At 45.2% G+C, this 19,063-nt stretch carries 17 protein-coding genes; 9 read left to right on the top strand and 8 right to left on the bottom strand.

Going from position 1 to position 19,063, the window contains the following annotated elements:
- Positions 1–217 precede the first annotated feature (217 nt).
- Genes PF479_RS07970 through sppA form a run of 3 tightly spaced genes read right to left on the bottom strand, consistent with a single transcriptional unit; the run spans position 218 to position 3,443 of the window.
- Positions 218–1,138: an SPFH domain-containing protein gene (locus PF479_RS07970; RefSeq protein ID WP_298004608.1), complete on the bottom strand. Its 921-nt coding sequence runs from the start codon at positions 1,136–1,138 to the stop codon at positions 218–220.
- Positions 1,139–1,164: 26 nt separating this feature from the next.
- On the bottom strand, positions 1,165–1,629 hold the full coding sequence (locus tag PF479_RS07965) for an NfeD family protein (protein ID WP_298004606.1): 465 nt from the start codon (positions 1,627–1,629) through the stop codon (positions 1,165–1,167).
- A 41-nt stretch (positions 1,630–1,670) separates the two neighbouring features.
- Positions 1,671–3,443 carry a signal peptide peptidase SppA gene (sppA, locus tag PF479_RS07960; protein ID WP_298004603.1) on the bottom strand — a complete coding sequence of 591 codons (1,773 nt, stop codon included), beginning with the start codon at positions 3,441–3,443 and terminating at the stop codon, positions 1,671–1,673.
- Between the two features lie 255 nt (positions 3,444–3,698).
- Here sppA and PF479_RS07955 point away from each other — a divergent pair, with 255 nt between their 5' ends.
- Positions 3,699–5,963 carry an aconitate hydratase gene (locus PF479_RS07955; RefSeq protein WP_298004600.1) on the top strand — a complete coding sequence of 755 codons (2,265 nt, stop codon included), beginning with the start codon at positions 3,699–3,701 and terminating at the stop codon, positions 5,961–5,963.
- Positions 5,964–6,009: 46 nt separating this feature from the next.
- On the opposite strand, the gene PF479_RS07950 is transcribed toward PF479_RS07955, so the two are convergent.
- The 5 genes from PF479_RS07950 to PF479_RS07930 are packed head-to-tail and all read right to left on the bottom strand — an operon-like array spanning position 6,010 to position 12,433.
- On the bottom strand, positions 6,010–7,026 hold the full coding sequence (locus PF479_RS07950) for a TrkA family potassium uptake protein (protein WP_298004598.1): 1,017 nt from the start codon (positions 7,024–7,026) through the stop codon (positions 6,010–6,012).
- Positions 7,023–10,997 carry an ATP-dependent RNA helicase HrpA gene (gene hrpA / locus PF479_RS07945; protein ID WP_298004595.1) on the bottom strand — a complete coding sequence of 1,325 codons (3,975 nt, stop codon included), beginning with the start codon at positions 10,995–10,997 and terminating at the stop codon, positions 7,023–7,025. The genes PF479_RS07950 and hrpA overlap by 4 nt, the downstream gene beginning before the upstream one ends.
- A gap of 23 nt (positions 10,998–11,020) precedes the next feature.
- Positions 11,021–11,842 (bottom strand): helix-turn-helix transcriptional regulator, encoded by an 822-nt coding sequence (locus PF479_RS07940; RefSeq protein ID WP_298004593.1) that lies wholly within the window; start codon positions 11,840–11,842, stop codon positions 11,021–11,023.
- Positions 11,843–11,895: 53 nt separating this feature from the next.
- Entirely contained in the window at positions 11,896–12,207 is a 312-nt protein-coding gene (locus tag PF479_RS07935) for a YbjQ family protein (protein WP_298004590.1), read from the bottom strand.
- Positions 12,188–12,433 carry a hypothetical protein gene (locus PF479_RS07930; protein ID WP_298004588.1) on the bottom strand — a complete coding sequence of 82 codons (246 nt, stop codon included), beginning with the start codon at positions 12,431–12,433 and terminating at the stop codon, positions 12,188–12,190. Before PF479_RS07930 ends, PF479_RS07935 begins: the two co-directional genes overlap by 20 nt.
- Before the next feature lie 179 nt (positions 12,434–12,612).
- Between PF479_RS07930 and dinB the strand changes: the two genes are divergently transcribed.
- From dinB to PF479_RS07890, 8 genes are all read left to right on the top strand, one after another.
- Positions 12,613–13,704, top strand: coding sequence for a DNA polymerase IV (gene dinB, locus PF479_RS07925; RefSeq protein ID WP_298004585.1), 1,092 nt, complete (start codon positions 12,613–12,615; stop codon positions 13,702–13,704).
- A 51-nt stretch (positions 13,705–13,755) separates the two neighbouring features.
- Positions 13,756–14,385, top strand: a complete 630-nt coding sequence (locus tag PF479_RS07920) for a trimeric intracellular cation channel family protein (RefSeq protein WP_298004582.1) — start codon at positions 13,756–13,758, stop codon at positions 14,383–14,385.
- A gap of 28 nt (positions 14,386–14,413) precedes the next feature.
- On the top strand, positions 14,414–15,001 hold the full coding sequence (locus PF479_RS07915; RefSeq protein ID WP_298004578.1) for a nucleoside triphosphate pyrophosphatase: 588 nt from the start codon (positions 14,414–14,416) through the stop codon (positions 14,999–15,001).
- Positions 15,002–15,099: 98 nt separating this feature from the next.
- Positions 15,100–15,984 carry a 30S ribosomal protein S2 gene (gene rpsB, locus PF479_RS07910; protein ID WP_298004575.1) on the top strand — a complete coding sequence of 295 codons (885 nt, stop codon included), beginning with the start codon at positions 15,100–15,102 and terminating at the stop codon, positions 15,982–15,984.
- 12 nt (positions 15,985–15,996) lie between these two features.
- The gene (tsf, locus tag PF479_RS07905) at positions 15,997–16,842 is read left to right on the top strand and encodes a translation elongation factor Ts (protein WP_298004573.1); all 846 of its coding nucleotides are present in this window, start codon (positions 15,997–15,999) and stop codon (positions 16,840–16,842) included.
- Between the two features lie 133 nt (positions 16,843–16,975).
- Complete coding sequence (gene frr / locus PF479_RS07900; RefSeq protein WP_298004570.1) at positions 16,976–17,518, top strand: ribosome recycling factor; 543 nt, start codon at positions 16,976–16,978, stop codon at positions 17,516–17,518.
- Positions 17,518–18,219, top strand: a complete 702-nt coding sequence (uppS, locus tag PF479_RS07895; protein WP_298004568.1) for a polyprenyl diphosphate synthase — start codon at positions 17,518–17,520, stop codon at positions 18,217–18,219. The genes frr and uppS overlap by 1 nt, the downstream gene beginning before the upstream one ends.
- Entirely contained in the window at positions 18,216–19,061 is an 846-nt protein-coding gene (locus tag PF479_RS07890) for a phosphatidate cytidylyltransferase (protein WP_298004565.1), read from the top strand. Before uppS ends, PF479_RS07890 begins: the two co-directional genes overlap by 4 nt.
- Positions 19,062–19,063 lie beyond the last annotated feature (2 nt).

The following is a 19,063-nucleotide window of genomic DNA, read 5'->3' as shown; positions in this document are numbered from 1 at the left end:
TTCTCTTAATATTTCATCGTCATCGACAATCAGGATATGTGATAATTCATAATCAATAGGAATCTTTGTATCTTGCATATGTTAATTATAATGCTATTTGAATTGGATTATCAATAATTTTAGAGAGCATTCTCCCGAAAAGAGTCATTCCAGGTAGATGATTAGAATATTAAAGCCCGAACCTTATCAGGAATCGGGCTGTATCATTGGAGTTTGCTTAATTGCTGACTTCTTTCATCGAAGTCACCAGTCCTGCCAGATTTTGAATTTCCGATGGAATGATGATCTTTGTCGCCTGCCCATTCGCCACTTTCGCCAATGTTTCCAGGCTCTTAAGTTTAATAACCGCATCATCAACCTGAGCGTCCTTGAGCATGGACAATCCCTTGGCTGTTGCCTCCTGTACCTTCAGGATGGCTTCCGCTTCTCCTTCTGCTTCTCTGATAGACTGCTCTTTTGTCGCTTCCGCGTTAAGGATGGCCGACTCTTTATCAGCTTCCGCCTTCAGAATGGTGGACTGCTTCACTCCCTCAGCCATAAGAATGGCAGACATCTTTTCACCTTCGGCTCTCAGTATAGCTTCCCGTCTCCCCCTCTCCGCTCTCATCTGTTTTTCCATGGCTTCCTGAATGTCTGCGGGTGGGAGAATATTCTTAACTTCCACACGGTTGACTTTAATACCCCAGGGATCGGTGGCTTCATCCAGGATGGCCCGCATTTTGGTATTGATAACATCCCGGGAGGTCAGGGTCTCATCCAGTTCCAGGTCTCCGATGATATTTCTCAATGTGGTCGCCGTTAAATTTTCAATCGCCGAGATAGGCCTGTCCACCCCATAGGTAAAGAGTTTGGCATCTGTAATCTGATAATACACAACCGTATCGATCTGCATGGTGACGTTGTCTTTAGTTATAACAGGCTGGGGATCAAAATCGATGACATTCTCTTTCATAGACACTTTATTGGAGACTCTGTCCACTAGAGGAATCTTGACATGAAGTCCGACTTCCCAGGTTGTCTGGTAGGCTCCCAGTCTTTCAAGAATAAAGGCATTTGCCTGAGGGACAATCCTGATATTTTTAATCAGAAGGATCAGTAAGAAGAGAAGTAAGGCTATGATCAGCCAGGATGAATTCATGTTCAACTCCTATATATTTTAGGCAGTTATTCTGCCGGTTTACTGATTATAAGGGTGACTCCCTCAATCCGAATGATCTGAATCTCCTCTCCAATGGCAAATTTCATTTCAAACTCTTCAGGACGGGCGGTCCAGATCTGTCCTGCCACCTTGACTTGACCCGGCTGATCACTGGATACAGGGATTTTCACGATTCCTGTCATACCGACGAGCCGGTCTGCATTGGTTTTTTCCTTCCCCATTTTCATTTTATTGACAGCCAGAGGCCGTGTAAATGCAAGCATAAGAATAGAGAGGATCAGGAATACCGTAATCTGGGTGGTAAGGGATGGTATAAAAAAAGCCAGCACCATAGAAACAAGAGCAGCCAGGGCGAGCCAGACAGTCGTCAGCCCCATGGTCAGTCCTTCAATGATGGTCATGATCACGGCAATTCCAAGCCAGACCCAGGGCATATTGTTCACCAGATAAAGGGGCAGTATTATTTCCATACCTATCAATCTAACTCCAATTATCAGTATAATCCATCCTTTTATTTGTTCCCTATCTGTGACAGGGCATAGACCCTTCCGGGGATTATTGGGGGAAGTGAAATATCAATTCCGGTGAAATATTTTGACAGGGAGAAATTCCCCTGCTGCATCTTCATCAGATACTGACGGAGGTTCAGGTTTTCATCTCTCTGGTAGCGGATGTGATAGTCTTCCAGACCGGCCAGAGCCGCGGCAGCGGTAATACTCTGCTGCATGGTACCGGAATGATCGGCCAGACCATTCTTCAGGGCCTCTTCGCCACTCCAGATACGGCCTTCCGCCAGGGGCAGCAGGCTTTTAAGAGGCAGATTTCTGCTTTCTGATACGAGTGTAAGAAACTGATTATATGTATTATCCACTGTTCCCTGATACAAGCTGCGGGACTGGTCATTCAGGGGCTGATCGATCCTGTCCTGTCCGCTCATCCAGGTAGTCCCCACTCCGTCAGAGCGGATTCCCAGTGTCTCATCGGCAAAGGCGGCTAGCTGGGGAATGAGTGTAAAGACTCCGATGCTGCCGGTAATCGTCCCGGGGGCTGTCCAGATTTCATCGGCAGCCGTGGCAATCCAATACCCTCCTGAGGCAGTGACTCCTCCCATGGAAACCAGGATAGTCACTCCCCGGGATTTCAATTCAATGAGCTTTCGCCGTATCAGCTCAGAGGCATAGGCGCTTCCTCCCCCTGTATCCAGTCTCAGCACGAGAGCCCTTACGGAGCTGTCATTCCCGATTTCATCCAGATGAGAGATCAGAGAATCAGACCCGATTGACCAGGGTGAGGATTCACCTTGATGGATTTGTCCGGAGGCTGTGATAACGGCCACAGTTTTTTCACCTGGCTGGGCATCAGTAAAATCAAGGAGTCTGTCATATTCATACCAGGACAGGACAGAGTTGTCACCGCCTTCCAGGTTTTTCATCATTTCCCTGTCAAAGTCGGTAAAACTGAGGAGTCCATCCAGAATTGTTGATGACAGAGCCGAAAGAGCCTCCGAACTGCCTTGTTTTCCAATGTCGTCAGGATATTTTTTTATCCAGGATTCCAATGCCCCCCGGCTCAGATTTCTGTTCTCTCCCACCCTCTCCAGATACTGAGACCAGAGATGGTCCAACCAACGCTGATTTTCTTTTTTCATGTCATCAGACATGGCGGATGCAATATAGGAATCCCCATAAGACTTGAACTCACCGGCATGAAAATAAGCCATCTCCAGATTCCATTTTTCCATGGCATTTCCATAATAGGATCTGTACAGGCTGTAACCAGGCAGAAGGACCTGTCCCATGGGATCCATATAGACAGCGTCGGCCGCCGAAGCCAGATAATAACTGTAGAGGTTATAGTGATCAGCCCAGGCATAAACAGCCTTCCCCTGGGTCCTGAAATACTGAATGTCCGATTCAATTTCCTGAAGAACTGCCAAAGAGGCATACTGAAGTTCTGATAAATCCAGGACTAAGATCCTGATCCTCTGGTCATCACCGGCCATTCTAATCAACCTGGAGATACGAAAAGCGGATGTTTCCGATATGGGACCGGTCAGAGCTTCCATCCATTCCGGCATAGACGCACCGTCATTTTTTTCAACGAGAGTCCCCAGGGGTTTCAAGTAAAGCAATGCATCCTCGGGAACATGCACCTTCCGGGGGAGTATGGAAAAGAGGATAAAAACGACAACTCCCCAGAACAGGAGATTAATAAAAATGAGCCGTATAAGATTTAAAGAAGAGAAAAAATGAGAAAAGAAACCTTTTCTCTGAGTTGTTTTCATTAGTCTGGCTCCTGAGGATGTTTCAGCATTTTATAAATATAAAAAAAAACACCATGGAAAACAATAAGTATCTAAAGGGTATGGATTTTTATATTCTGTGGATTCAATATTTATACAGTTATGGAGGGATAAATTGATTATTTATTCATTTTCCTGTAATAATTAATCAGAATTGTGGAACAAGCCTTCCCTCAATATTCTGTTATGCCTGTTGTGAAGTGCTTTAAAATACATAAAAAAATATGAGGAGTCTCCATGGCGAACCGTACAAGCCCCCTGTCCCTAGTAGAAAAGACCTATAACCTGACCCGTTCCAATCTGAAAATCATCAGAAAACGACTGGGCAGACCCTTAAGCCTGAGCGAAAAAACACTTTATGGACATTTAAGAGATCCTGAAAACCAGGACTTAACCAGGTCTGAAAGCTTTCTTCTCCTTCAGCCTGACAGGGTCGCCATGCAGGATGCAACGGCTCAAATGGCAATCCTCCAGTTTATGCTCAGCGGCAGGAAGGAATCGGCGGTTCCTGCAACAGTTCACTGTGACCACCTGATCAGAGCCTACACAGGGAATGAGGAAGACCTGGCCAGAGCCAAGGATGAAAACAAGGAAGTCTACGAGTTTCTTTCCTCTGCCTCCAGCCGCTACAATATTGGATTCTGGGAACCCGGTGCCGGAATCATCCATCAAATCGTATTGGAAAATTATGCTTATCCCGGGGGATTGATGATCGGAACCGACTCTCATACCCCCAATGCCGGAGGCCTGGGAATGATTGCCAGCGGCGTGGGCGGCGCGGATGCCTCTGATGTCATGGCCGGTTTACCCTGGGAGGTTAAAAATCCGGGGATTGTCGGTGTAAAACTGACGGGATCACTCAGCGGTTGGACCTCCCCCAAAGACGTCATTATCAAACTCCTTGAAATTCTGACTGTCAAAGGCGGAACCAACAGGATTATCGAATATTTCGGAGAGGGATGCGGGAGCATCAGCTGTACGGGTAAGGCCACCATTACCAATATGGGAGCCGAACTGGGAGCAACCTGTTCCCTCTTCCCCTATGATGCAAAAATGAATGCCTTCTTAAAGTCTACAGGGAGAGAAGCCCTGGCATCGGCAGCAGATCAGAACAGGGACATCCTCTGTGCCGACGATGAAGTCGCTCTGAATCCTGCAGATTATTATGATCTGCTTATCGAAATCAATCTGAGTGATCTGGAGCCGCAAATTACAGGACCTCATTCCCCGGATGCGGTGACATCCCTCTCAGACATGAAAGAGAAAGCTCTCAGAGAAGGCTGGCCCACCACTCTCACGGCGGCTCTTATCGGCAGCTGTACCAACTCATCCTATGAAGACATTGACCGCTCAGCCTCTATTGTCACCCAGGCTCTTGAAAAGGGAATAAAACCGGCCCTCCCCCTCCTGATTTCTCCGGGGTCACAACTAGTGAAAGAGACCCTGGAAAGAGACGGTCAGATGGATATTTTGATTAAGGGCGGAGCCACAATCCTCTCCAATTCCTGCGGCCCCTGTATCGGTCAGTGGCAGAGAGAGGATGTTGAGAAGGGGGTTAGAAATTCACTGGTCAACAGTTTCAATAGGAACTTTAGAGGCCGGAATGACGGAAATCCTGAAACCCTTTCATTTATTGCCAGCCCCGAGATGGTCACCATCATGGGAATCACGGGGAAACTGGACTTCAATCCTCTCACAGACTGGGTTCTCAATGAAAAGGGAGAAAAGGTACAATTTGATGTACCCAAAGGAAATGAACTCCCTCTGAAAGGATATGAGGACAGTAAAACAGGATATCGAACTCCCTCTGGTGCTGATACAAATGTCATTGTGGCCGATGATTCCAAACGTCTTCAACTCCTGACACCTTTTGCCCCCTGGGATGGCAAGGACTACATGAACCTGCCCCTTCTGTGTAAAGCCAGGGGTAAGTGTACCACCGATCACATCAGTCCTGCCGGCCCCTGGCTGAAGTTCAGAGGTCATCTGGATAACATTTCTGACAACATGCTCAGCGGTGCGGTCAATGCCTTCAGTGGAGAAACAGGGAAAGGGAGAAACCTGATCAACCGGGAGAGCTCCAGAACCTTTGCAGAAAATGCCCGGTTTTATAAGAAACAAGGTCTATCCTTCATCATTGTGGGAGATGAAAACTATGGAGAGGGAAGCAGCAGAGAACATGCGGCCATGAGCCCCAGGCTCCTGGGTTGCGGGGCGGTTCTCGTTAAAAGTTTTGCCCGTATTCATGAAACGAATCTAAAGAAACAGGGACTCCTGGCTTTGACTTTTAAAAACCCGGAAGATTATGAGAAGGTTCAGGAAGAGGACAGTATTTCACTGACCGGCGTCTGCAATCTGGCACCATCCTCATCAATCCAGGTGATTCTGTCACACAAAGACGGATCGATCGAAACAGTCACAGCGGTTCATACACTGAATGAAGAACAGATACGCTGGTTCATGGCTGGTTCTGCCCTGAACCTCTTAAGAGAAGAGAGTTAATTATCTGATGTGAGATAAAGACTCCCGGAGACACTCGGGGAGTCTTTTATTTTTCCCTCGAAAATCTCAACAGGGATTTATGCTGTTCTTCGCTTCCCATGGCCATAAGAACATCCCCTTCTTCGAGTTCAATGGTGGCGATGTTACTCCGGTTGGACTGATTACTCTTAAGACGACCTTCGCCATCGAGGATTCCAATGATAACGGCACCTGTGTGCTGACCGATATTGCTCTCTCGAAGAGATTTTCCTATCAGACCGGATTCTTTTTCCAGAGAGCAGGCCTCAATATGGATCTCTTCATTTTCACCGGAAGAGATGGTATCCAGGAACTGCATGACCTGAGGTTTGATGCTCACTGTCGCCAGTTGTTTTCCTGCGATGGCTTTGGGTGTGATGACCCTGTTTGCACCGGCCTTTATCAATTTCTGGACTGTCCTCTTAAGAGAGGCTCTGGATACAATTTGAAGATCCGGATTCATCTGTCTGGCTGTGAGTACGGTAAAAACATTCTGAGGATCTTCAGGAAGGCAGCTGATCAGCCCCCGGGCTTTCATGATTTTTGCCTGATCCAGAATCTCCTCTTCAGAAGCATCCCCTTGAATCATGGCATAGCTGGAGTATCGGCTCTTGTCAGCCTCTGTCAGACTGAGGTCCACAATGACAAAGGGGATCTTATGCCGGTTCAACTCTTCCGCCGTTTCTTTACCGACCTCACCAAATCCGCAGATAATAAAATGATCTTTCATCTGCATTAAAAAATGTTTCATTCTTCTCTCCCTCATAGCATGAAGCAGCTGCCCTTCAAAGAGGAAGGACATCAGTGTAGTAATGATATAACCGATGACCAGCAGACTCACCAGTATCAGAGCGATGGTAAAGTAGCGGCCTTCTGTGGTCAGAGGATGAACCTCGGCGAATCCGACGGTTGAGATAGTGACAAAGGTCATATAAAGGCTGTCGCTGAACTCCCAGCCCTCCAGCACCATATACCCTGTGACTCCCGAGAAAATAAGAATGACGATAAGGCCCAGGGCCAGTAAAAACCTTTGAAATGGGTTCACAACATTACCTGCAGATTTTCCACTCTTTTTTCGACTCTCTCTTCGGAAACTTTTTCCTTTGTTTTCATCTCCTGAGCAAACAGAAATATTTTATACTCCTGAAAATACCACCAGAGGGAATCCACTTCGGCCCGCCTTTCGGGAGAAATCCATTCAGGGAGCCCTGCAACTATTTTCTGATACCTGTTCCAGAAGCGCTGAAACCTTGTATCCCGATCCAGATCTTTCCCCGGATTCAGAATTCCCTTTTCGGCGCGGAGACGTATCAGCTTCATATACCTGATCAGTTCAACCAGCCGTTCCGCGGGATAACGGTCTATAAAATTCCTGGGTATCAATTCTTCAAGCTCCTGCCGTCTAGCCTCGATATATGTTTTTCCCCGCCCCTTCCTTTCTGCTTGAGAAAGGTAGAGCCGGGTACCTCTAAATTCATCGATAATCAGGCTGGTTTGACGATAGATGATCTCCGCCCTTGCATATAATTCAGGAGCCGTGTTTTTCTTCAACGACAGAAATTCAACTTCTGTTCTGATCCCGGATGAACTGATCTCCCAAAAAATTCGATTACAAATCCTTTTTTCCAGGTCTTTCCGGCCGCCAAAATACGCCGCTCCATCGGTAAAGGGAAAAATCCCTGAAAGTTCCTGTTTAAAGGATCTGACTTCTTTTGTATAACTCAGACGCAGCATCAGAGCCACACCCTTATGATGAATATCGGCGGCTTCATCCTTATTCTCCAGCAGGACAATGGCGGCACTGTCATCCCCGCAGTCTTTCAAGGCCGGAAAAAGTCTGTAAATGACTCCTTTTTTACCGGTTTTTGTGATCTCTGCCGGGAGAGTACCAAAGTCCCAGGATCGGAGATTTGTCTGTTCCCATTCTCTCCGGCTGTTTTTCAAGACTTTGAGATCTATGGAAGCATCATGTTTTTTATAGAGGACCTCAGTATCACGGGCCGTTTCGATCACCTTGCCCTGCTCATCCGTCACGGCAATTCTGATTTTCAGATGCTCCGGCAGGGCATTCTCATCCCAGTCACTCAGAGGAACATTGATACCCCACTCCTTGTAGAGAAACTCACTGAGGGCCCTGGTCAGGCGCTGATCATCCTGTATTTTCATTTTCTTTTCGATTTCATCAACCGTTGAGTTAATGGGGGTCAACTGTTTTCTTGTTTTTTTTGGCAGTCCCTTGAGGAGGGCACTGACCCGTTCCCGGTGAAGACCTGGAATAGCCCAATCCAGCTGAGAGGCCTGAACTCTTGTAGCGTCCTGAACGGGAATCTGCAGGGTGACACCGTCCTCATCTTTTCCCGGTTCAAAATTATATTCCACCGAAACATCCACATTCCCGATGCTCAGAGTGTCCGGAAATTGGGCCAGAATATTCATATCCGTCTGCCCCTTGAGCAGATCTTCTTCACTGATAACCAGATAGTCAGGGCCTTTTTCTCTCTGAAGCTTCTCAAGAAGACCCAGATCATACACCTGATCTCCCAGGCGTTCCTTATAGATGAGAAACAACTCTTCATCGGTAACGAGAAGATTCCGCCTTCTGATTTTATTTTCCATATTAACGATGGAATCTATAAGATTTATATTTTTCTCGAGGAAAGGGTAGTTAGACCTGTCCCTGATGGCACCCTCCAGAAAAGCACCCCGAATCATCAGATCCGTAGACTCGCCGGGATTGACAGGACCGTAGGGTACGGTCCCCTCGGCAATGATAAATCCGAAGAGCCTCTTCTGACGCACAGCCAGTACAGCCCCCTTATCCTGTGACCAGACAGGACTATGGTAACTCTCTGTCATGAGATGGGCACCCAGATCCTCCAGCCAGGCAGAATCAATATTAGCGATAATCCGGCCAAAGAGTTTAGAGGTTTTCACAATCTCTCCGCAGACAATCCAGACTCCAGCCCTCTGACCGCCGAAGAGACCGGATCCGGGAAAGATCATGAGCTCCCTGTTTCTGGTGGCTTTGTAGTATACCTTTTCCTTTTTCAAGGCAATATGAGACAGAAATCCTGAGAGGATAGACCTGTGAATGGAGGGGAAATAGTTGTCTTCATTCCCCTCGTAGGCTTTGACTTTATATCCCATTCCCTCCAGTTGGAGTTTCAGCTGGCGGAAAATATCCTGCCACTCCCTCATCCTCCTGAAAGACATATAATTCTCTTTGCAGAATTTTCTGAGATTTCCCGTCTTGCTGGTGTCATAGTTTTTTTCAAAATACCGCCAGATATTGAGTCTGGTCATAAAATCCGATTCATCGTGTCTGAACTTGGCATGCGCCTGATCTGCCGAACCAGCCTTATCCTGAGGCCTTTCCCGGGGATCATGAACATTCAGGGAGGACGCGATGATCAGAACCTCTTCCAGGCAGCGTTCTTTGGAGGCTTCCAGTATGACCCGGGCCAGTCTGGGGTCGATGGGCATGGACGCCATTGTTTTGCCAAGGGGAGTCAGAGCGTAGGCTCTGTTTTTCCCACTCCCTCTATTCTCAACAGCTGCCAGCTCCAGGAGTGTTTTATACCCGTCACTGATTCCTGTGGAGGTCGGGGGGTCGATAAAGGGAAAATCTCCCGGCTCTCCCAATCGGAGAGAGAGCATTCTCAGAATGACCTCGGCCAGATTGGTTCTCAGAATCTCAGCAGGAGTAAACTCCTGACGGCTTTCAAAATCCTCTTCAGTATAGAGACGGATACAAATCCCATTTTCCACACGACCGCAGCGGCCTTTCCTCTGATCCGCACTACTCCGGGAAACGGGGATGACCGGCAGGGCAAATGTACCCGTAGAAGGATAATACTGGGCCAGGCGAGCCATACCCGTATCAATGACGTATTTGATCCCGGGAATGGTCAGGGATGTTTCGGCCACATTTGTAGATACGATTATTTTACGGCTGCCCGATGAGGCAAATACTTTTTTCTGATCCGAAGAGGAAAGACGGGCGTACAAAGGCAGTATGAGGGCACTCTTCTGCTGCCCCGTGAGTATATCGCAGCACTCCCGAATATCCTGCTCGGTAGGCATAAAAATCAGAAGATCCCCTCTGGAGTCTCTTGAAACAAGGGATTGAACCGCCGACGCGGCTCTTTCGGCCAGAGAGCCCTCTTCACTGAGGTCTTCATCATCATAGCGGAGTTCTACAGGAAAGGTCCTGCCGGAAACCTCAATGACCGGAGCATTGTCGAAAGCCTGTGAAAACTTTTTTGTATCAATGGTCGCCGAAGTAATAATAAGCTTTAAATTCTTTCTTTTTTTCAGAAGCTGTCTGAGATAACCCAGAATAAAGTCTATGTTCAGGCTGCGCTCATGAGCCTCGTCAATAATCAGGGTGTCATATTCATTTAAGAAGGCATCCCGCTGGGTTTCCGCCAATAGAATCCCGTCTGTCATGATTTTGATGGTACTTGTCGCCTTGTCCTTATCCTGAAAACGAATTTTATATCCCACGCTCTGTCCGGGTTGTTCTCCCAGTTCCTGAGCGATCCTCTCGGCAACGGTTAAGGCGGCAATTCTACGGGGCTGGGTACATCCTATTTTGCCTTCAATGCCCCGGCCGGCGGCCATACAGAATTTTGGAATCTGGGTCGTTTTTCCACTCCCGGTTTCACCTGCCAGAACAATGACCTGATTATCTCTGATAGATTGAATGATTTCATCTTTCCGGGAGCTTATAGGAAGATCAGGATTCCAGTTGTACCGGGGTTTTCGGAGGAGCCGCCTTTGTTTCTCTTCTTCAGAGCTGAGAATTTTTCTTTTCAGACTGATTAGATCCTGTGACTCTTCTGTGAGTTTTTTATTATTTTCCAGGCGGTTTAAATCCCTTCTCAAGGCATGAAAATCACAGCCCCGGACCTTCTTTAAATCTTTTTGCAGGGGTATCAGCAGGGGATTGATCCCAGAGGATTTTCGGTGATGAATATCTTTTCCCCGGGGGGATGTTTTTTCGGGTTCAGACATAATGTCCCATATTAGTCGGAATTTCAGCGGCGGACAAGGGCGGTATTTCTGAGTTTTATTATGAGTTCTGATTTGCCCCGGACCGCAGTTTTCCTATAAATGCTTTTGATATGACTTTTCACTGTATCCAGAGAAATAAAGAGCTCTCCGGCGATCATTCTGTATGTTTTTCCTCTTATAAGAATTCCCAGGACCTCGGATTCTCTCTCGCTTAAACCATAATCGGTGCAGAAAGAATCAAGGGATTCCACCAGTGAATAATTTTCACTGCTGATCCTGTCAAAAAAGAGCTGTTGATTCGAGAGTATCCTCTTAATGAGATGAGGCCTGCTTAATACGGCTAATGAAAAAAGAAGAACAGAGAGTGTTAATAGTATCTGAGTCTTGAAACCCGGCCACTCCATAATATGAGGATTCAGATTGTTTCGTATCTTATAGAGGGAAAGAAAGAATCCCAGATTCATGATCAGAATGATGAGAATTCCGGAGAAGAGGATGAGACTATCCCTGAGACGCAGAGATGCGGAATATAGAATGATAAGGTAGAGGCAGACAAGGAGAATTTGGAAATCTGATTCTTTTAAAATCAAAGACGTTCCCCCAATCAGTAAGATCTCCAAAAATATAAGAATATAGGGGGAAAGTACTTTTTTTTCTTTTACGATTCTTCTCAGGTAAAAATAGTTGGAAATAAAAAGACATCCGGAAACAAGGAGCGCTCCATATTGAAGATAAAGAAAGAAGCCTGTCATCAATATTCCCAGAATGAGGAATCTGATGCGGCAGGCTTCCTCTTCTCCCTTCCTTATCTCCATTTTGTAGAGTGAATCATACAGTGAATCCATAATGTATGATTATATACCATAATCCTGTTCCAATATCTGTTGATTTTTTAGGATTAAAGAAATTTTACGGCCGTACCATAGACCATGACTTCTGCAGACCCCTGCATAACCGAACTGGAGGCATAGCGAATATTAACAACCCCATCGGCGTTCAACGCTTCCGCTTCTGCCACCATTCTTTTGGTAGCCAGAGCCCGGGCTTTATCCAGCATGTCGGCATAAGCTGTGATTTCACCCCCAACAAGGGTTTTCAAGCCGCTCATTATATCCTTACCAACATTCCGTGATTGTACGGTACTCCCCTTCACAATTCCCAGCATTTCCAGTTTTTTTTCAGAAATTCCTTCAGTATTGACTAAGATCATCTTCATCCTCCTCATCTATCTCTTTTTTTCTTCTCACCGCGGTGACAATCATCATGATCATAATGGGAACAATGATCAGGATAGTAGTGCCCAGATAACCTGCTTTTACCCAGCCGGGAATCTGTTGATCCTGATTGATGCCCCAGATGGAAACCATCAGAGTCCAGGCAAGAAACAAGAGAAACAGGAATGCTATAAGTCCTGTCAGAATATATTTTTTCTTCATCTTGACCTCCCGCATTATCAATATTCCTCTTCAGGACGATTTCATCAATGACCCGATCGGGGTGATTTCGTTCTTTTGTTCTGATTCACCCCGGCGGGTGATAATTTATGATCAGATGAAGCATTCAAAATTCAATGTCAGACTTGATAAAACACTTAACTAAGGTGTAGTATAAATATATGAGAAAAATCATTCATGTTGATATGGATGCATTCTACGCATCGGTTGAACAAAGAGACAATCCGGCCTTAAGAGGAAAACCGGTTGTGGTGGGTGGACCTCCTAACAGCAGGGGTGTTGTATCCACCTGTTCCTATGAGGCCAGAGTCTACGGGATTCATTCAGCCATGCCCTCTACCCAGGCCTATAAGCTCTGTCCCCAGGCCATCTTTGTGACACATCATAATTTCAGCAAATACAAGGAAGCCTCAGACATTATCCGGAGTATTTTTTTCTCCTACACCGATCTGGTGGAGCCATTGAGTCTGGATGAAGCCTATCTTGATGTTACAGAAAACAAGATGAACAATCCTTCGGCGACCAGAATAGCTCAGGAAATTCTGAAAAGGATCTTTGATGAAACTCATCTCACCGCCTCTGCTGGGGTCTCTTATAACAAATTCATTGCCAAAATTGCCTCTGACATTCATAAACCCAAGGGCATGACAGTGATCAGGCCCGAAGAAGCAGAAGTTTTTCTGGAAAAATTGCCCATTGGCAAATTTTGGGGGATTGGAAAAAAAACAGAAGCACGGATGAAACAGCTGGGGATTGAGTGGGGCTCGGATCTGAAAAAGCTGGAAATGTATGAGCTTCTGGATTTGTTCGGTAAATCAGGCAGCTATTATTATAATGCAGTAAGGGGCATTGATGATCGCAGGGTTGAACCGGAACATACAAGAAAGTCACTGGGAAGGGAAAATACATTTTCTTCTGATCTGACGGACAGCCATGAGATTATGGCAGAACTGGAACAAATCGGCGCACGCATTGAAGAGGACCTGAGAAACCAGAATGTCCAGGCCAGACAATTGACACTGAAAGTAAAATACCATGATTTCAGACTCTGCACCCGCTCTGTACAAAGCCCGACCATCTTGAGGAACAAGGAGGATATTCTCAGCCTTGTCCCGGATCTGTTAAATAAAACGGAGGCTGGAGCCATTCCAGTCAGACTCCTGGGATTATCTCTTGGAAAACTTCAGGGTGATTTATACAAAGAACCCCAGGCTCAGATGGAATTAAATCTTTTTGCCTCAGAAAATCCATAATCATCAGAACATCTGGAAAACCTCTCACTTGCCCTCTATAATACTGCTATTATGATTGAATATATAATGGGTCAGGCAGCGGTAGCCGTTTTTGCAATCACGGGAGTCCTGGGAGCCGTCAGAAAAGACAGAGACATCCTCGGCCTGGCCGTATTGGGAGTGATTACAGCCATCGGTGGCGGGACGATCAGAGACACAATATTAAATGTCACCGTATTCTGGGTTCAGGATTTCAAATATATAATCGTGGCCCTGACGGCATCGGTTCTTATATTTTTTCTTTTAAAAATATCCAGAATCAACCAGGCCCGTTACAGAATGCTCCTCTACTTTGATGCCCTGGGGGTTGCTTATTTTTGTATTCAGGCCTTCGAAAAAACAATCAATCTGGGATATAAATTTCCGGTGGCTCTGGCAATGGCCATGATCACAGGCATGGGGGGCGGTGTCATGAGAGACGTACTCACAGGAAGACCCAACCTGCTTATCACGAAAGAACTCTATGCTTCACCTGCTCTGCTGGGGATTATCCTTTATGGTGTATTAAGGTTTTTTATCCCGGATTCTCCCCTACCAGCCTTCACAGCCATATCTTTTATATTTGTATTTCGGTCATTGGCGATTTTCTTCAACCTCCAGATGCCCTCCTTATTAGTCAATAAACGGGATCATGATTCATGATTAATGAGCCGAAATATCAGGATTTAAAATGAAAGGAGCAATCCATCTGGCATCTGCCTCTCCCCGAAGAAAGCTCCTCCTGGAACAGATGGGTCTGAGATGTACAGTCATTGGCGTAGATGTTGATGAACCGATGGATCAGACTTGGTATGCCCTGGATCTGGCAAAAAATCTCTCGGAACGGAAAATGATAGCCTGCCTGAATCAGAGGCCGGAACTGAGGGATGATGCCTGGATATTAACGGCAGATACCCTGATTGTCCTGGGTGATGAAAAGATAGGAAAAGCATACAACCGGGAGGATGCCGCCAGGATATTGAATCTTCTTCAGGGCAGGACACACCAGGTCATCACAGCTTTCAGTATTTATTCCCCCCGGAGCAGGACCTATGTCACAGAGCATGAGAGTACAGACGTGACTTTCTCATCCATGGACTCCATGGAAATTGATGATTATCTCGATACAGGAGAATGGATTGGAGTCGCCGGAGCCTACCGGATACAAGAGCAGGGAGGGAAATATGTTTCTTCTCTTAATGGCACTTACTACAATGTTATGGGGTTGCCAATAAATCTAATCTATGGCATCTTAAGGCTGCTGAATTTCGGCAACTAAAAAATTTCCGGTTGCAAAAGATTTTCATTTAAATCTTTACTGCAACTGAGACTAAGCGAAGGACCACTTTCTTTTTGATAGTGGATATAGGAGACTACATGGCTGTAGTAACAATGAAGAACCTGCTCGAGTCAGGTGTACATTTTGGTCATCAGACCAAACGTTGGGATCCCAGAATGAAAAAATTTATTTTTTCACAAAGAAACGGGATTCATATTATCGACCTTCAAAAAACAATCGTTTCAATCCGTGAGGCTTATGACGTTGTTCGTAAAACCGTACTGGATGGAAAATCTGTTCTTTTTGTAGGTACGAAAAAACAGGCACAGGCTGCCATTGCCAAAGAAGCGGAACGCTGTGACATGTTTTATGTCAACAATCGCTGGCTCGGTGGAATGCTGACCAACTTTTCAACCATTAAAAAATCTCTTCATCAGCTCAAGAAAATTGAGAAAATGGAAGTTGACGGAACTTTTGAACAGCTGACCAAAAAGGAAGTTTCCAAGCTCCTGAAAGAAAAAGGAAATCTTGAAAAAAACCTTGGCGGAATCAAGAACATGTCTGAACTCCCCGGAGTGATTTTTATTATTGATACCAAGACAGAAGCCATTGCAGTGGCAGAAGCAAAAAGAATGGGCATTCCTATCATTGCAGTTGTTGATACAAACTGTAATCCTGAAGGAATCAACTACCCCATCCCCGGAAATGATGATGCAATCAGAGCGATTAGTCTTTTCACACAGATTATAGCCAATGCAGTCGTAGAAGCTGATAATGAAATCGGACTCGAAGTCATTGAAAGCCTTCAGGAAGAAGAAGCTGAAGAAGAAGCTGTAGCAACTGAAGCTCCTGTAGCAGCTGAAGCTCCTAAAGCAGCTGAAGCTCCTAAAGCAGCTAAAGCTCCTGTTGAAATCAAAGAAACAGAAACTCCTGTTAAAGCTGCCAAGGCTGATGACAGCGATGTTGTGTACACTACAGACTAAGAGGAGAAAATTGTGGCAGTATCACCAGCTGACGTTAAAAAACTTAGAGACAAAACTCTGGCAGGAATGCTGGATTGTAAAAATGCACTTGTTGAGGCGGATGGAAATTTTGCAGCTGCCGAAAAGATTCTGAAAGAAAAGGGTCTGGCAAGTGCTGATAAAAGAAGTGGACGGTCAACAAATTCGGGTGCCGTATTCACAGCCGTTGTCGGCGACACAGCAGCCGCAATAGAGCTGAGCTGTGAAACAGATTTTGTAGCCAAGAATGCTGTATTCACCAGTGCAGGTTCAAAAATTGCAGCTGTTGTTGCTGAAAAGAAATATACAGAAGTAAACAGCGAAGTGGAGATTCTTGTTAAAGAAGTCATCTCCATCCTTAAAGAAAATATGTCTGTCAAAAGAATTGCTTCCCTGAAAGTTTCCGAATCGGATACAGTTGTGGATTATCTTCACAACAACGGACAGATCGGTGTTATGGTAAAACTTAGCTGTGACAGTGCCGAAACCGCTGGTAAAGACGAAGTAAAGGCACTGGGAATGGATCTTGCTCTGCACGCAGCGGCTTTTAATCCCTCCTACCTGAACCGTGACAAAGTGGATGCCAACTATATTTCCGAACAGGAAAGTATTTTCAAGGTACAGGCTGCCAATCTTGATAAACCTGAAAAGGTTGTTGCCGGCATAGTGAAAGGAAAACTTAACAAACATCTTTCTCAGATTTGTTTTGTTGATCAGTCCTTTGTCAAGAATGACAAACTGTCTGTTTCCCAGGCAGTGGCCGAAGTAGCCAAGGCTGTGGGTGGAAAAGTTGAACTGACTGACTACATCTATATGTTGGTTGGCGAAGAAGAAGAATAAATAATTTGATATTACACCCCCTGTTATGAACAGGGGGTGTTAATATTTATAAGTATTCCTGGGTTAATAGAGTTTATACCCAGCCATTGGTCCATATAATGAGCATAAATGCACACAAGGGAGTGAATTAGGAATGGATACTATAAAAAAAATTGCAGAAGAAAAAATGAAAAAAACTGTCAAGGCGTTGAAAGAAGATTTCAATACGATCAGAACAGGAAGAGCCTCAGCAAACCTCTTTGACAAACTTCACGTCGATTATTATGGAACACCTACACCTTTGAATCAGGTGGCTAATATTTCAATTCCCGAAGCCAGACTGATTGTAATTCAACCCTTTGATAAAAATGCACTGAGTGGAATTGAAAAAGCTATACTGACATCCGAATTATCTCTGAATCCAAACAATGATGGAAAGGTCATTCGCATTAATATTCCACCTCTCACAGAAGAAAGGCGCAAAGATCTGGTAAAACAGTCCAAAAATGTGGGTGAAAACAGCCGCGTTTCCATCCGCAACATCCGTCGTGATGTGAATGAGCTCATCAAGAAAGGTGACTTCACAGAAGATGAACAAAAGAAAGGAATGGATGACATTCAGAAACTGACTGATCAGTACATTAAGGATATCGGAATCATTATTGATGAAAAAGAAAAAGAAATAATGGAAATTTAATGATTTCCCAGGAAAGCTGTCCTTCCCATGTAGGAATCATTATGGATGGAAACGGTCGTTGGGCTAAAAACCGGGGTCAGATCCGTTCTGTCGGTCATAAAGAAGGGCTGACTGCAGCCAAGGCAATCGTCAAGGCAGCGTCGGATATGGGTCTTAAAAACCTGTCACTCTATGTCTTTTCGACGGAAAACTGGAAAAGAACAGAAGATGAAATTTCATTTTTGATGGTTCTTATTAAAAGCTATCTGAAAAAAGAATACCAGTTCTACAAGGACAACTCAATCAGAGTGGTTCATAGTGGTGACCTGGAGAGGCTTCCTTCTGATATTCAAAAAGAGTTATCCTCAGTCATGGAACAGACTTCTCATTTCAAGGGTCTAACGGTGAACCTACTCATCAATTATGGCGGTCAGGATGAAATTGTCCGGGCAGTCAACAGGCATATCCATGAAAATCCCGACACAGACCTGACAGTGGATGAACTTCAATCTCATCTAGACAATCCAGATCTGCCACCGGTTGATCTTCTTATACGGACAGGTGGTGAAAAACGAATTAGCAACTTCCTTATCTGGCAGACGGCCTATGCGGAGTTATATTTCTCACAAAAACTCTGGCCGGACTGGTCTGCAGAAGATCTGCGGGAAGCAGTCGATTCATTTAAAAACCGGGACAGACGTTTCGGCGGAGTTAAAAAATGACACATATCCAAAAGCGTTTTCTATTATTTGGAACAGCTCTGCCAATTTTGGCATTGCTCATTGTAATCCCCTATGCGAAGCATCTTGCCATTAATACTATTGTTCTTCTGATCACAATAGTCGGAACCCATGAAATGGCTAAAATGATAAAGGCTGCTGGAATCTTCATCCATGTTAAAACAGTGACGACTTCTTCAGCCATTCTGCCGGTCATCACCTACCTGATCGTGATGGGAGTTCTCCCGGAGAGTGCCATTCTTTTCTATTTTCTGGCAGCAGCAACGCTTATCCTTGTGATTCCTGCCTTTACCATGGCAACTGTTCAGTTCAAGGGAATCATAGAATCGGCAGCCAGTTCATTGCTATGCCTCATTTATCCCGGGTTTTTTCTGACTTTCATCATCAGATTTTCCAGCTTTGATTTTGCAAGTTATATCCTCATTGTATTTATGCTCACCGTCTATTTCAATGATTCCTTTGCCTGGTTTATGGGTGTTTTTTTTGGAAAAAATTCAAAAAGAAATATTTTTCATGTCAGCCCCAATAAAAGCCTTATCGGTTTTGGCGGGGGTATTATAGCATCATTGTTTGTAACCATTTGCAGTTGGTTTCTTTTACATCATATATTCAATGGACCTTTATGGTCGATGATCTTTCTGGGACTTCTCGCTGGAATAACAACGATTCTGGGTGACCTTGTAGAATCAGGAATAAAAAGGTCGGCAGGTGTGAAGGACTCGGGAAGCATCGTTATGGGGAGAGGGGGTCTTCTGGATTCCATAGACTCACTTCTTTTGACAGCTCCTGTGTTTTATTATCTGCTGAACTATGCAATCGTATAAGC

Origin of the sequence: Oceanispirochaeta sp. (assembly GCF_027859075.1) — a bacterium.
Classification (GTDB): Bacteria; Spirochaetota; Spirochaetia; order DSM-2461; family DSM-2461; genus Oceanispirochaeta.
The sequence above is the reverse complement of the archived record's forward strand: the minus strand, read 5'-3'. Positions and strand labels throughout refer to the sequence as shown.